This is a genomic window from uncultured Propionibacterium sp., assembly GCF_963539965.1.
In the GTDB taxonomy this organism is placed as follows: domain Bacteria; phylum Actinomycetota; class Actinomycetes; order Propionibacteriales; family Propionibacteriaceae; genus Propionibacterium.
In genome coordinates, this window is record NZ_CAUTOU010000058.1 from 1 (window position 1) to 14,022 (window position 14,022).

General features: G+C 69.5%; 12 protein-coding genes. 5 read left to right on the forward strand and 7 right to left on the reverse strand.

Annotation, left to right across the window (positions count from 1 at the left end):
- From R2N01_RS09220 to R2N01_RS09245, 6 genes are all read right to left on the reverse strand, one after another.
- The coding region (locus tag R2N01_RS09220; protein WP_316670500.1) for a PfkB family carbohydrate kinase at window positions 1-741 on the reverse strand (741 nt) is incomplete at its 3' end.
- 1 nt (window position 742) lies between these two features.
- On the reverse strand, window positions 743-1,780 hold the full coding sequence (locus R2N01_RS09225) for a galactitol-1-phosphate 5-dehydrogenase (protein ID WP_316670502.1): 1,038 nt from the start codon (window positions 1,778-1,780) through the stop codon (window positions 743-745).
- Window positions 1,780-3,156, reverse strand: coding sequence for a PTS transporter subunit IIC (locus R2N01_RS09230; RefSeq protein ID WP_316670503.1), 1,377 nt, complete (start codon window positions 3,154-3,156; stop codon window positions 1,780-1,782). The genes R2N01_RS09225 and R2N01_RS09230 overlap by 1 nt, the downstream gene beginning before the upstream one ends.
- A 125-nt stretch (window positions 3,157-3,281) precedes the next feature.
- On the reverse strand, window positions 3,282-3,560 hold the full coding sequence (gene gatB / locus R2N01_RS09235) for a PTS galactitol transporter subunit IIB (protein WP_316670505.1): 279 nt from the start codon (window positions 3,558-3,560) through the stop codon (window positions 3,282-3,284).
- A 158-nt stretch (window positions 3,561-3,718) separates the two neighbouring features.
- Window positions 3,719-4,186, reverse strand: a complete 468-nt coding sequence (locus R2N01_RS09240; RefSeq protein ID WP_316670506.1) for a PTS sugar transporter subunit IIA — start codon at window positions 4,184-4,186, stop codon at window positions 3,719-3,721.
- Window positions 4,183-4,953 carry a DeoR/GlpR family DNA-binding transcription regulator gene (locus tag R2N01_RS09245; RefSeq protein WP_316670508.1) on the reverse strand — a complete coding sequence of 257 codons (771 nt, stop codon included), beginning with the start codon at window positions 4,951-4,953 and terminating at the stop codon, window positions 4,183-4,185. Before R2N01_RS09245 ends, R2N01_RS09240 begins: the two co-directional genes overlap by 4 nt.
- Window positions 4,954-5,170: 217 nt before the next feature.
- Between R2N01_RS09245 and ppgK the strand changes: the two genes are divergently transcribed.
- The 5 genes from ppgK to R2N01_RS09270 all read left to right on the forward strand — a co-directional run bounded on the left by ppgK (window position 5,171) and on the right by R2N01_RS09270 (window position 13,605).
- The gene (gene ppgK / locus R2N01_RS09250) at window positions 5,171-5,920 is read left to right on the forward strand and encodes a polyphosphate--glucose phosphotransferase (RefSeq protein ID WP_316670509.1); all 750 of its coding nucleotides are present in this window, start codon (window positions 5,171-5,173) and stop codon (window positions 5,918-5,920) included.
- Window positions 5,921-6,166: 246 nt separating this feature from the next.
- Entirely contained in the window at window positions 6,167-11,554 is a 5,388-nt protein-coding gene (locus R2N01_RS09255; protein WP_316670511.1) for a DUF6531 domain-containing protein, read from the forward strand.
- 9 nt (window positions 11,555-11,563) lie between these two features.
- On the forward strand, window positions 11,564-12,259 hold the full coding sequence (locus R2N01_RS09260; RefSeq protein ID WP_316670512.1) for a hypothetical protein: 696 nt from the start codon (window positions 11,564-11,566) through the stop codon (window positions 12,257-12,259).
- 66 nt (window positions 12,260-12,325) lie between these two features.
- Window positions 12,326-12,724, forward strand: a complete 399-nt coding sequence (locus R2N01_RS09265; protein WP_316670514.1) for a hypothetical protein — start codon at window positions 12,326-12,328, stop codon at window positions 12,722-12,724.
- A gap of 185 nt (window positions 12,725-12,909) precedes the next feature.
- Window positions 12,910-13,605: a hypothetical protein gene (locus R2N01_RS09270; RefSeq protein ID WP_316670516.1), complete on the forward strand. Its 696-nt coding sequence runs from the start codon at window positions 12,910-12,912 to the stop codon at window positions 13,603-13,605.
- Between the two features lie 126 nt (window positions 13,606-13,731).
- Here R2N01_RS09270 and R2N01_RS09275 read toward each other — a convergent pair.
- Window positions 13,732-14,022 (reverse strand): hypothetical protein (locus R2N01_RS09275; RefSeq protein WP_316670518.1); only part of this gene is annotated, 291 nt, incomplete at its 5' end.

The window sequence follows — 14,022 nt, forward strand, 5'->3', positions numbered from 1 at the left end:
GTCGCCGGCGCCGGTCGGGTTGCCCGACAGGACGCGGGCCGGCGGCGCCGTGCAGCACCCGGGCCGGCCGGCGAGGAGCAGCATCATCCCGTCGGCGCCGAGCGATACGACGACGGCCGAGGCGCCCTCGTCGAGCAGCACCCGGGCGCCCGCCGCCGGGTCCTCCAGACCCGTCGCGGCGGTCAGCTCGTGGTTGTTGGGCTTGAGCAGATCGGCACCGGCGCGGGCCGCGGCGTGCAGCAGCGGGCCGGAGGTGTCGACGATGACCGCCCGCCCCGCGGACCTCGCGGCGGTGATGAGGCCGGACAGGTCCCCGGGAGTCGAGCCGGGGGGCATCGAGCCGGAGACGACCACCGGCCCGTCCTCGCCGCCGAGCAGCTCCGCCTGCCGGGTCCAGTCCCGGGCGGTGACCGCCGGCCCGGGCTCGTTGAGCATCGAGGTGTCCCGGTCGTCGACGACGGCGATCGTGCGGCGGGTGCTGCCGTCGATCGGCACCCAGCGCTGGGCGACGTCCGGGGCGATCCGCGCGAGCAGCTCGGCGACGGCCCGCCCGTCGCGCCCGCCCAGGAAGCCGCTGACCGCGGCCCGCCGCCCGAGCGATGCGGCGATGCGGGCGACGTTGACGCCCTTGCCGCCGGGGCGCTCGTGCACGGCGCGCACCCGGGTGGTCCGGTGCAGCACCAGCTCGTCCACCTCGTAGGTCACGTCGAGCGCCGGGTTCGGTGTGATGGCGGTGATCATCTCAGCGCCCGCTCAGCCTGTAGAGCAGCTTGAGCCGCAGCCCGTGCGGGTCCCTGATGTCCTCGAAGGCGCGGGGGCCGTCGTCGAGCGCGTACTCGCCGGTGACCATGGACTCGGCGTCCACCGCGCCGGAGGCGATCAGGCCGACGGCGGCCGGCCACTCGTAGCCGGGGAAGGGCGCCGAGTAGCTCATCCACGAGCCCGTCACGGCGAGCTCGCCGCGCAGGATCCTCTCGAAGGTGCCCGGCCCCAGCACCAGATCGCCGTGGCCGGTGCCCACATAGGCCACCTGCCCGTCCTTGGCGACCAGCTCGAGGGCCATCGCCTGGGTGAGGGCCGAACCGGCCGTCTCGATGACGATCTCGGGAGCCTCGCCAGCGACGAGCTCCGCCGCGTCGGTGCCCGCCCTGGCGCCCAGCCGGCCAGCAACGGCGACCTTGGCCGGGTCGATGTCGCAGACCAGGACGCGGGCGCCCTTGGCCAGCAGCACCATGACGGTCATGAGGCCGACGACGCCTGCGCCGAGGACCATCGTCAGGGCCCCGGTGCGCACCCGGGTGCGCTCCACGCCGTGGACGGCAACGGTCAGCGGCTCGACCAGGGCGGCCGACCTCAGGCTCATGGCGCCGGGCACGGGCAGGGCGTTGCGGTCCGGCACCGCGACGTAGTCGGCGATGGCGCCCTGGCGGCGTGAACCGATGAAGCTGTAGCCGGCGCACAGGGCCGGGCGGCCCTTCTGGCAGTACGTGCAGTGCCCGCAGGGCACGAGCGGCGCCACGGCGACCCGCTCCCCCACGGCCCGGTCCGTCACCCCGGGGCCGAGCGCGGCGATCTCGCCGGAGAACTCGTGGCCGAGCACCTGCGGGAAGGAGTGGACGCCGCCCTCGAAGTAGCGGGGGACGTCGGACCCGCAGATGCCGCACCAGGCGACGCGCACCAGCACCTCGCCGGGCCCCGGTTCGGGGACGGGCAGGGTGACCAGGTCGAGCCGACGCACACCGGTCACGGACAGTGCCCGCATGTTCCTCGTCCCACTCATCAGGCGGCCTCGGCTTCCGGTTCGGGCTCGTCGGCGCGGTAGAGGACGCCGCGGCGGTACTTCACGAAGGTGTAGGCCCAGCAGAAGACGTACAGGACGGCGATGACGAGGAGGCCGATGCCGACCCGGCCGCTCAGGCCGCGGGCGAGCAGATAGGTGATGGGATTGCCGCCCTGGTCGAGGGAGGCGACCTGGGCGGCGTCGCCGAGCTTGTCGGTGGTCCTCGCCAGCTCGGTGGTGAGCGGCACCATCTGGTTGGCGATCCAGATCGTCACCGCCATGATGAGGGTGCCGCTGAACAGCGTGCGGAAGATGTTGCCCTTGTGGATGCCCACCGCGATGGCCACGAAGAAGCCGATGGTGGCCAGGTCGCCGAAGGGCAGCACGCGGTTGCCGGGCATCGCGATGGCGATGAGGATCGACAGCGGCACGAAGATGAGGCTGGCGGAGATGACCTGCGGCTGGCCGAGCAGCAGTGCCGGGTCGAGGCCGATCTTGTAGTCGGCGTTCTTGAAGTGCCGCTGCAGCATGTCGCGGGCCGCATCGGCGATCGGCATGAGGCCCTGCATGATCAGCTTGACGACCATCGGCATGAGCAGCATGACGGCGCCCATCTCGACGGCCAGCTGCAGCGAGTCGCCGATCGGGTAGCGGGCGAGCAGGCCGACGACGAGGCCGAGGACGGTGCCGATGACGATGGGCTGGCCGAAGAAGCCGACCCTCTCCTCGAGGGTCTCCGTGTTGATGTTGACCTTGCGCAGGCCGGGGATCCTCTCGATGAGATCGTCGACGGGGGCGGCGAAGACGCCCATGACGGCCGAGGTGCCGTGCGGGATGGCGACGCCCTCGAGGCCGAAGTAGTCGTCGGTGACGGCCCCGTACATGTCACCGAACTTGTAGGCCAGGGCCGCGTGGACGACGACCCCGAGCACGCCCAGCCAGAAGCTGCCGGTGGCCAGCTGGACGATGATGCCGGTGAAGGCCATGTGCCAGATGTTCCAGATGTCCACGTTGAGCACGCGGGTGGTCCTGGTGAGCAGCATGATGATGTTCACCGCGATGGCGATGGGGATCGAGATGATCCCCATGTTCGAGGCCCAGGCCATCGGCGAGGTGCCCGGCCATCCGAGGTCGATGATCTCGAGGCCGCCGCCGAAGTTCTCGGCCATGGCGCCCGCGGCCGGGCCGAGCTTGTCGTTCAGCAGGTCGATGACCAGGCCGATGCCGACGAAGCCGGCGCCGATCGTCAGGCCGGCCTGGAGCGACTTGCCGACGCCGCGGCGCAGGATGAGGCCCAGGATGAAGATGATGACGGGCAGCATGACGTTGGCGCCCAGGTCCACGATGTACTGGACGGCATCGAGGAATGCGTTCATTGGAATCATGGTGGAAGTCCTTGTGATGGCTTGAGGAGCTTGTCGGGCGGCGGCAGGGCTCCGGGGCGGCCGTGGCGGCGGCCGGGCACGGCGTCCCGGGCGGCAGGGCCCCGGAGCCCTGCCGATCAGCCCCGGAGGATCTCCAGGATCCTGGCCTCGGTCTTGTCCGCACCGATGCCGGAGATGAAGGCGATGCCGTGGACGACGGGCGTGCCGTAGTCGCGCGAGACCTTGGCGGTGGTGACGATCAGGTCGGCGTCGGCGGAGCGGCCCCCGAGCTCGGAGATGCGGCACTGCTGGACGTCGGCGTCGATGCCGTTCGCCTTGCACAGGTCGCGCACGTGCTCGGCGGCGACGGTGGAGGTGGCGACGGCGCCACCGCAGGCGACGAGGATCTTCTTCATGGTGGTTCTCCTTGAACTGTTGGGATCGGTTGGGAACGCGCCACTCGGGGCGGTTCCCCGTGGGGAAATCGGGTGCGGGAACGGCACTCCCGGCGGACGAAGGCGTGCACCGGCCCGGGAGGGTCGATCGATTGGGGTACGGGTTGTGACCGGTTGGGTCAGGCGTCGAGGCCGAAGGCCCGGGACGCGGTGTCGGCGATGACCCGCGGGTCGGTGGCCGACCGGATCGTCTCGAGGAACTCGGGTTCCTGAATGCTCTTGACGATCTTCTGGAGCACTTTCAGGTGCTCGCCTGCGCTGGCCAGGGCCAGCATGAACACGGTGGAGACGTCGACCAGGTCCTCGGGGCCGCCGCCCATCTCGTGGAACACGACGGGCCTGGTCAGGATGGCGATGGCGATGGTGTCGCGCCTCACGTGGGAGGCGTCGGTGTGCGGGATGGCCACTCCCCCGGGCACCGGAAGGCCGGTGGGGTAGCCGGACTCGCGCTCGGCCAGGGCGGCGACGTAGTCGTCCTCGACACGGCCGTCGGCGAGGAGGGCCCCGCCGAGCGCGGTGAAGACGTCCTGGCGGGTCTCGGCCTCGAGCCCGGTGAAGACGTACTTCGGGTCGATGAGAATGCTCATGTCAGTCCTTGGGTCACATGGATGGTGCAGTGCGAGGACGCGAGGAGCGAGGCGAGCTCGCCCTCGGGCTCGCGGTCGGTGACGAGGTCGTCGACGGCGTCGACGGGCGTCGCGCCGATGGCCGCCGTGCAGCCGAACTTGGAGTGGTCGGCCACGAGGACGACCCGCTGGCAGTGGTCGGAGGCCAGCTGGGAGATCGCGTTCTCCACGGCGTCGAAGTTGGTGATGCCGCTGCGCGCGGCGATGCCGGCGCAGCCGAAGAAGCCGACGTCGAAGAACAGCCCCTGCATCGCCCTGTCGGTCAGCGGGCCGCCGAGCGAGTTCTCGTTGCGGCGGACCTGGCCGCCCGGCACGACCAGCCGGACGTTCTGGCACGGCAGGAGCGCCGTGATGATCGGCAGCGAATTGCTGACGACCATGACGTCCGGATCGGCGACGGCGACGAGCCGGGCGATCTGGAAGGCGGTCGTCCCGTAGTCGAGGTAGATCGAGCTGGCATCGGCCGCCAGCCGGAAGGCCTCTTCGGCGATGTCCCGCTTGGCCTGCGCGTTGACGACCCTGCGGTTCTCGTACGCCGACTCGCGGTTGGCCCTCGCCACGGCCCCGCCGTGAACGCGCTCAAGAAGACCGCGCTCGTCGAGGTCGAGGATGTCCTTGCGGATCGTCTCGGCCGAGACGCCGAGCTCCTGGCTCAGCTCGCCGACCTTCACTGACTGCTGAGCGCGCACCTGGGCCAGGATCGTCCGGCGGCGCTGTCTGGTCTGCATTGATCCTCCTCGTGCCCCGTTGCCCGATGCAGATCCATCATAGGCATGGTTCCCAACCATTCGCAACCTCATTCCCAATTATCCCCAAGTTTCTCCCGGAGAACTTGGCCCAAACGTACCTACCGGGTGGTCCGGAGCGCGCAGAACGCGACCCCGGCGCGCACCTGGCACAGCCGTCGCGCACGGTTCCGGGCCGCCGAGCACGTAGCATGAGCTCATGACCCTCGGAATCGACATCGGCGGCTCGGGCATCAAGGGCGCACCGGTGGACCTCGACAGGGGCGAGTTCGCGCTCCCCCGTCTGCGGGTCCCCACTCCCCAGCCGTCCACGCCGAGCGCCTGCGCGCGGGCGATGGGCGAGATCGTCGAGCACTTCGCCGGGCGGGACGACGGCCCGATCGGCATCACGATCCCCGCGCCGGTCATCGACGGCGTCACGCCCTCGATGGCCAATCTCGACCAGACCTGGGCCGGTTTCGCGGCCGAGGACTTCCTCACCGGGCAGCTGCGCCGCCCGGTCACGCTGCTCAACGACGCGGACGCCGCCGGCATCGCCGAGATGCGCTTCGGCGCGGGCCGCGACAGGGGCGGCCTGGTCATCATGACGACGCTGGGCACCGGCATCGGCACCGCGCTGTTCCACAACGGGGTGCTCATCCCCAACAGCGAGCTCGGCCACATGGAGGTCGACGGCCACGACGCCGAGACGCGCGCCTCGTCCGGCTACCGCGAGCGCGAGGGCCTCAGCTGGAAGAAGTGGGCCCGGCACCTCCAGCGCTACTACGCCGCGCTCGAACGTCTGCTGTGCCCCGACCTGTTCATCGTCGGCGGCGGGGTCAGCAAGAAGCACGAACGCTTCCTGCCCCTGCTCGACCTGCGCACGCCCATCGTCCCGGCCCGGCTGCGCAACGAGGCCGGCATCATCGGCGCGGCGCTGGCCGCACGGCACCGGGCGGACGGGGCCTAGGAGCCGGCGTCGTCACCGACGACGCCGACCAGGCCGACGGCCGCCCCGAGCCCGGGCAGGGGACCGGGGGAGCCGCTGCATGTCCCGGGGCGTTGCGCCCGGCGTGACCGCGACCGCCTGCGCAGCCCCATCCCCCTGACGCGGGTCCGGCCCCGGTCCACGATGAAGAACCCCCTGGCCGGCATGACCGGTTCGGTTAGACTGCCCGCATCCTCTTCACCCCAGGGAGGACTCGTCATGGATGACATGAGTCTTGATCAGCTTCATGCGACGTCCGATGTCGTGTGGGATTTCAATGTCAGTGGTGATCTTGCCGACAGCCTCGATGCCGCGGCGGCATCGGTGGAGGGTCAGGTCGGGCCGCGCAACGGCCGCAGGGCCACCTATGGCACCAAGTTCGAGGGGTACTACTCGCAGTTGTGGGCTCACAACGTCCAGACGGCCAACGGCGATGCGAGTCTGCTGGCCGGCCGTCTGCGGGACGTGGCCCAGGGCGTGCGGGACCTGGAGGAGGATGCGCGGGCCGAGCAGGCTCGGATCGATGCGGCGCGGGAGTGGAAGCGCAAGCGCGATGCGCGTTCGGAGTGGGACAAGTTCGGCGAGAAGGCCGACTTCCTGCACCTGTTCCATGATGACGAGAGACCTCCGAAGGCCGAGCCGGTGGAGCAGATGGACAAGACCTACGAGGCGCCGACGGCCGGTGAGCGCAAGGAGTTCACCGGGACCAGGGAGGGAGGGGTCTCGTCCGCGTTGCCTGATGATCTGCGTAGTTTCACCTCGGAGGAGCGGGCGGCGACCGACGAGATCCGCCAGACCCCGTCCGCGCTGAGCGGTCTGGTGGAGGACTTCCGGGCGAAGTGCCAGTGGGGCCAGCTCGGCTGCGACCAGGTGCTGGCGGGGTTCAGCAACTACATCACCTCCAATGACAACGACTGCGCCCGCACTGATGTCGTCGCGGCGAATTTCGAGGCGGCCGGCGGTTCCGGTGTGATCTCAACCGTTTCGAACGAGGCCATCTCGGCGAGCCTGGAGGCCTACGGCATCTCCGAGCAGCGGCCGGGCCTGGAGATCCCGGCGGTTCAGGCGATCGGGAATCCTCCGACGTCGGGCTATGCGGATGACCCGGTCAATACCGCGACCGGCAATTTCGTGGAGAACGAGGAGGACCTGCGTTACGAGGGCGGCACGGCGCTGCTGGGCTGGGTCCGGTCGTACTCCTCGTTGAGCACCAGGATCGGTGGGCACGGTCCGGGCTGGGCGTCGTTCGATGGCTGCGGCCTGCGGTTCGATGACAACGGGGCCACGTGGACGCTGCTGGACGGCCGCGAGATCGTCTTCGCGCGGTTGGGGAAGGGTTTCGATCGCGCCGAGCACGACAACTTCTGGCTGTCGGCCGCCGGGCAGGGCTATGCCGTCACCAACAACGCCGGCGCCCGCTGGGAGTTCACCGCGGCGGGCCGGCCGGTCTCGTTCACCCTGACCGAGGGTGCCACGATCGTGTTCGACTACGCGGCCGGCCGGCTGCGGCGTGTCCGCCACCTGCGGGGGCACGAGATCGGCGTCGAGTGGGACGGGGAGCGCATCGCCGCGGTGCAGGCCGATGACGGCCGCCGGGTGGAGTACCGCTACGACGGTCGGGGCCGGCTGGTCGAGGCGACGGGCCCGTTGGGCTCGCGCCGTTACGAGTGGGACGAGCAGGGCCGGATCAGCGCGGTGATCGACGCGGACGGGGTGGTCGAGGCGCGCAACGGCTATGACGGTCGGGGCCGGGTGGCCACGCAGTGCTCCCGGTTCGGGCGCGTGGCGCGGTTCGCGTATCTGCCCGGCCGGGTGACGGTGGTGTCCGACACCGACGGCGGTCGCTCGAACACGTGGGTGGCCGATGCGCGTGGCCGACTGCTGAGTGCTGGCGACTGCGACGGCAACCGTTCCCGGATGGCCTACGACCGGTGGGGGAACCAGGTGCTGGCGACCGACCCGCAGGGCCGGCAGACCGTGCGCGAGTTCGACGCCCGTGGCCGTCTGGTCACCGAACTGGCGCCGTCAGGGGCCATGATGCGGCTGGTCTACGACGGGCTCGACCGTCTGACCGACATGATCGCACTGGAAGGCGGCACCGAGGTCGCCCGCACCAGCATGTCCTACACCGGCGCGCAGGCCCAGCCGTCGCTGATCGTCGACGGCGAGGGCGGCCGCACCCGGCTGCTCTGGGACGCGGGCCTGCTGCTGGAGGTCACCGACCCGACCGGCGTCACGATGCGTTTCGCCTACGACGGGCACGGCGACCTGATCGCCTCGACCGATGCCGAGGGCAATACGACGCGGATCGTCCGTGACGGCTCGGGCCGGCCGCTGGAGATGGTCAGGCCCTCGGGCGCGGTGACGCGTTTCTGCTACACGCCCGCGGGCCTGCTGGAGTCCCGGGTCGACCCGGATGGTGCTCGCTGGGGCTACGAGTACAGCGCCGGCGGCCGGCTGACGGCGCTGGTGAACCCGTTGGGGGCGCGCACGAGCCTGGAGTACGGCGCTCACGGGGAGTTGTGCGCGACGGTCGACCCGCTGGGCCGGCGCGTCGAGCAGGAGCTGGACGATCTGGGGAACGTCAGCCGGGTGCGGCTGCCCGACGGGGCGGTGTGGGAGTTCAGCCACGACGCCATGTCGCGGCTGCGGCAGACCGTGGACCCGACCGGCGGCCTGTGGCAGCGCCACTACGACCGGTTCGGCCGTCTGGCCGAGACGATCGACCCGACCGGGGTGCGTTCGTTCCGGCGTCACAACAGCGCGCGCGGCGAGGTCACCGCGGGGGACGCCGGCTCGGCCAGTACCGTGCGGATGGACAAGTGGGGCCGCCAGGTGGCCACTGTCGGGCCCGACGGCTCGCAGACCACGACCCGTTACGACCGCGCCGGCCGGCCGGTCGAGTTCTGCGACGCGGCCGGCGGGCGCACCGCCATCGAGCGCGACCCTGCGGGCCGTCCGGTGCGGATCCGCCGCCCTTCCGGGGCGGCCGTGCGCTACGACTACGACGCCTGCGGACGTGTCGCCGGGGTGCGCAACGAGATGGGCTTCCGCACCGAGCTGAGCTACGACGCCGATTCCCAGCTGGTCGCCGAGGCCTGGCCGACAGGGGAGAAGGGCTGGACCCGCTACGACGAATGCGGCCGCGTGACCGCCCGACATGCGCCGGGCTCGGGGACGTTCCGCTGGACCTATGACAGGGCCGGCCGTATCGTGCGGACGAAGGATCCCTGGAACGGGGTCCGCGAGTTCGGCTACGACGAGGCCGACCAGCTCGTGGCGGCCACGAGCGGCGTCGGCGGCACCACCGGTTACGAGTACGATGCGGCCGGCCGGGCCGTCACCATCACCGACCCGATGGGCGGGGTGACGCGCCGCACCTTCGACGCGATGAACCGCTGCACGAGCGAGACCAACCAGCTCGGCCACACCGCCCACGCCTCCTACGACGCGGCGGGACGGTTCATCAAGAACGTCGACGCCGACGGGCGGGTCATCGAGATCGGCTACGACGAGACCGGCCAGGACTCCTCGCTGAGTGTGGACGGGCGGCTGCTCTCCCGCACCACCCGCGACGCGCGGGCCCGCAGCCGCACCATCGAGGACTTCTCCGACCCGCGGCGCCCGCTCACCCATACTCTCGCCTACGACCCGCGCGGCCTGCTGCTGCGGCACGACCGGGGCGAGGCCAGCACCCACTGGGCCTACGACGCCGACGGTCTGCCTACCCAGGTCACATCACCCAGCGGGGCCGTCACCGCCTACCGGCGCGACGCCGCCGGCGGCCTCGTCGCCGTCGAGCACCCCGGCCTGGCCACCGCCGTGCTGGAACGCGACGAGGTCGGGCGCCTGGTGCGGGCAAGTGCGGGCCAGATGCGCCACGAATGGGCGTTCACCGACGGCTTCACCTGCCGCCACGCCGTCACCGGCGGCGGCCGTTCGTCGGCGTCGGTGATGGGCCACACCGCCGACGGCCGGCTGGCCCAGGTCACCACCGACGGCGCGCGCACCCGCTACCGCTACGACGGTGCCGGTCAGCTGATCGAGGCCGCCGGGCCAGACGGCGTCAACACCTGGGCCTACGACGCCGGCGGCCGCCTGACCCGCGAGACGATCGACGACACCGTCTGGGAACGCACCTACAACGCCGCCGGTCAACTCCTCAAGGCCACCAGCGGCCCGGAGACCATCACCTACAGCTACGACCGGTCCGGCCGGCGCACCGGCCAGAGGCACTCCGACGGCCGCCGCCGCGACTTCGCCTGGACGGGCCTGTGGAGGCTGTCCGCCATCACCGACCACCGCGGCGACCAGGGCCACCGCACCACCACTGTCGTGGATGCCCTCGGACAGCTGTCCCGGGTCGATGACGAGCAGCTGTTCTTCGACGACCTGACCGGCGGCCTGCTCCAAGCCGGCGACCGGCCCATCATTCACGCCGGCCCCCTGACCGCCCACGGCCCAGGCGGCTGGCTGGAGCCCTCCTGGCGGCCGCACCGTGACACGGCCGCCTCGAACCCGTTCCTGCCCCCGGCCGCGCAGACCACCCTGCCCGGTGGTCTGGGGCTCGGGCCCGGCGGCGAACTCCATGTCGCCGGCATGGAGTGGCTCGGCGCCCGCCTCCTCGACCCGGCAAGCCGCGGTTTCCTGTCCCCGGACCCGGTCGAGCCGACCACCGGCGCCGGCTGGGCCGCGAACCCGTACTCGTACGCCGGCAACAACCCCGCCGGCCTGTACGACCCGGCCGGCCTGCACCCGCTCACCACCGAGGAGATGGACGCCTACCGGAAGGCGAACTCCCCCAAATGGGGCACCGCCCTGGCCATCGTCGCCGGAGTGGCGCTCGCCTTCGTACCCGGCACCCAGGGCCTAGCGGCCGCGCTCATCGCCGGCGCCGTCCTGGGCGGCGGAGCCAGCATCATCGATCAGGCCTGCTCCGGCTACCCCATCGACTGGAAACAAGTCGGCACCGACGCCGCTCTCGGCCTGGCAGGCGGCGGCCTCGGCTACGGAGCCGGCAAGGGCCTGCAATGGGCAGCCAGAACACCCCTCGGCCAAAGCGCTGTCGGGTGGGCCAGGGAACAGGCGGGCCGGCTCCCGGTCGTCCAGAATCTCGCCACTCGCCTGGGCGCCGACGAGGGCGCCCGAACCGGGGCATCGGCCGCCGACGGCGCCCTCGAATCCGTGGCGACACCGGCGAAAGCGCCGCCCACCCCCGCAGCGCCCTCGACCGAGTTCCAAGGGGTCGAGGCGCAGGTGCGTACCAGCAGCTCCGCGGCACGCGTATCCCAGGACATGGACCTCTCGCCCGACCCTCCTGCCCTGCGCGAGACGAATCGCCCGATCAGCAACAGCCCCACGCAGAACCAGTGGGCCCAGGACAGAATCAAATACCTTCGTTCGATCGGTGCCCGTGAAATCCGAGTCAATCAGCATCAGATCAATGCCCAGCGGCAGCGTGTGGGGCAAAACCGGCCCGATATCCAGTACACCCATGAGGGGAGGCGTTATTATGAGGAGGTTGACAGGGCCACGTCGAACAGGGGGCCGAAGCATGCGGACCGTGAGCTGGCGAATGATCCCGGTGGTGTTGTTCATTTGTGGACGGTGGACTAGGGGCAGACGATGATCACAGCACTCTTCGATGGCCGGCTCGCGCCACTGACCTACTCGATCGGCTTCCTCAACGCCCCGCCCGGGAAAGTGGCGGATGCGCTGACCGGGTTCTTCACCAGAGTCCACCACGGCGGGCGGGCCACGATTCTCAACGGCGCCTTGGAGGACAATCTTCTCCGGCTCCAGCCCCTCGTGATCGGAGCACAACCCCGTATCCTGCTCGCCCCCACAGCACTCGACGGCTGGACGGCCCTGTTCGACGGCGACGCCTACGGCCAAGGCGTCGGTGAGATCGCATCGTACATGGCTGAAACAATGGGGGTCCGCGGGTACTTCGTCTCATCCGTCCCGCCCGCCACCAGGACCGGGCACTGGCTCGGGAGCAGACAGTTCTACATGCTCGGCCCGGAGAGGAAACTCGGCACGATCCGCGCGGTCGAGCTGATCGAGAACAGCCCCGGGCGCTGGAACTTCGAGACCGGCGGCCAGGTCCAGCCCTACGAGGACTTCGCGGCCTACCGGAAACGCCGCCGCGCCGACCGCTTCACCGAACAGATGCTCATCGACTACGCCGCCGCAGTGGGCCTGCACCCCTGGGACGAAACCTTCTACCACAACCCCTCACACCTCATCACCAACGGAGCGAAAGCCATCAGTGCCTTCACCCTGCCCGAGGCCCGGGCGAAACTCGGCCTCGACGACTGACCGGCCGCCCGGCACACCCGGACAACCCCACCAGCAGAAAACCACCCAGAAAGGACCTCACCCAGCATGGCAGCAAGTCTCCGCGACCAACTCGACTCGATTCTGCCGGCGACCGTGACGAGTTTCAAGGTAGTCTACGATTATGATCATGAGTTTGTTCCGGTGCTGCACGCCGGTGCCATGACCCTCGACATCACAGGACCTTTCGTAGGCCGCCAAGGGCACAACTCACTGTGGGACGAGGTGGAACCAGAAACCCTCACCACACATCTGGAAGGTTTCGAGGGGAAACATCTTCTCGCAGTCGACTCCGGTGAGGGCTGGCTGCACCTCGATTTCACGAACGGCTGGATCAGAATCGTAGCCACCGTCGGAGACTCATGGGTACTGGATATTTCTGAAACCATCCGGATAGGTTCTGAACATGATGATCCCCTGAAGGGGAATGAACACCACGCAGAATAAATACGGCCGTCATGAACCGAAACCGCTTGCCGACTCAAAGACCGGAAGGCGTCGAAACAAGCCTACACCGACACCCAGACGACACAATACACAGCAACCCGAACCAACCACCCCTGTCCGGAACTCATTCCTTTCCGGATCCCGGTGGTGTCGTTCATTTGTGGACGGTGGACTAGGGGCAGACGATGATCACAGCACTCTTCGATGGCCGGCTCGCGCCACTGACCTACTCGATCGGCTTCCTCAACGCCCCGCCCGGGAAAGTGGCGGATGCGCTGACCGGGTTCTTCACCAGAGTCCACCACGGCGGGCGGGCCACGATTCTCAACGGCGCCTTGGAGGACAATCTTCTCCGGCTCCAGCCCCTCGTGATCGGAGCACAACCCCGTATCCTGCTCGCCCCCACAGCACTCGACGGCTGGACGGCCCTGTTCGACGGCGACGCCTACGGCCAAGGCGTCGGTGAGATCGCATCGTACATGGCTGAAACAATGGGGGTCCGCGGGTACTTCGTCTCATCCGTCCCGCCCGCCACCAGGACCGGGCACTGGCTCGGGAGCAGACAGTTCTACATGCTCGGCCCGGAGAGGAAACTCGGCACGATCCGCGCGGTCGAGCTGATCGAGAACAGCCCCGGGCGCTGGAACTTCGAGACCGGCGGCCAGGTCCAGCCCTACGAGGACTTCGCGGCCTACCGGAAACGCCGCCGCGCCGACCGCTTCACCGAACAGATGCTCATCGACTACGCCGCCGCAGTGGGCCTGCACCCCTGGGACGAAACCTTCTACCACAACCCCTCACACCTCATCACCAACGGAGCGAAACCCCGCAAGACCTTGACCCTGCCCGAGGCCCGGGCGAAACTCGGCCTCGACGACTGACCAGCCGCCCGGCACACCCGGACAACCCCACCAGCAGAAAACCACCCAGAAAAGACTCCGCCTTCTCCCTGACCAGCGGAGACGAGAAAAGAGTGACCAGGTTGATGCTGGTAATGAGACTGGTCCTCACCAAGCCACTGAAGACAGCGTCGAATTCCCCGCCGACATCGTCGGCTCGGCCTTCTCGCCCGCGATAGCGGCCAGTGATGCCGGATCCCATTGACATGGATCCATACGGGGCGTCGGTGAAGTCATAATATCATGCCGGACCTCGCGAATCGCCTCTTGTGCCCTTGCGGTATGGCCGGGGTCTGTCAGCTGGGCGGTGTGGAGTGATATGGGTTTTTCGGGCGGTGGTCGGCGGTTGGTTTCGGGCTGCTGTCTTGTGGTGTTGTCCGGGTTCGGTGTCGACTCGGT

Excerpts from the sequence above, each read along its gene's own strand:
- gatB (WP_316670505.1), bottom strand. The coding sequence starts at position 3,560 with ATGAAGAAGATCCTCGTCGCCTGCGGTGGCGCCGTCGCCACCTCCACC.
- R2N01_RS09255 (WP_316670511.1), top strand. The coding sequence starts at position 6,167 with ATGAGTCTTGATCAGCTTCATGCGACGTCCGATGTCGTGTGGGATTTC.
- R2N01_RS09265 (WP_316670514.1), top strand. The coding sequence starts at position 12,326 with ATGGCAGCAAGTCTCCGCGACCAACTCGACTCGATTCTGCCGGCGACC.
- R2N01_RS09225 (WP_316670502.1), bottom strand. The coding sequence starts at position 1,780 with ATGAGTGGGACGAGGAACATGCGGGCACTGTCCGTGACCGGTGTGCGT.
- R2N01_RS09240 (WP_316670506.1), bottom strand. The coding sequence starts at position 4,186 with ATGAGCATTCTCATCGACCCGAAGTACGTCTTCACCGGGCTCGAGGCC.
- R2N01_RS09260 (WP_316670512.1), top strand. The coding sequence starts at position 11,564 with ATGATCACAGCACTCTTCGATGGCCGGCTCGCGCCACTGACCTACTCG.
- R2N01_RS09245 (WP_316670508.1), bottom strand. The coding sequence starts at position 4,953 with ATGCAGACCAGACAGCGCCGCCGGACGATCCTGGCCCAGGTGCGCGCT.
- R2N01_RS09270 (WP_316670516.1), top strand. The coding sequence starts at position 12,910 with ATGATCACAGCACTCTTCGATGGCCGGCTCGCGCCACTGACCTACTCG.
- R2N01_RS09230 (WP_316670503.1), bottom strand. The coding sequence starts at position 3,156 with ATGAACGCATTCCTCGATGCCGTCCAGTACATCGTGGACCTGGGCGCC.
- ppgK (WP_316670509.1), top strand. The coding sequence starts at position 5,171 with ATGACCCTCGGAATCGACATCGGCGGCTCGGGCATCAAGGGCGCACCG.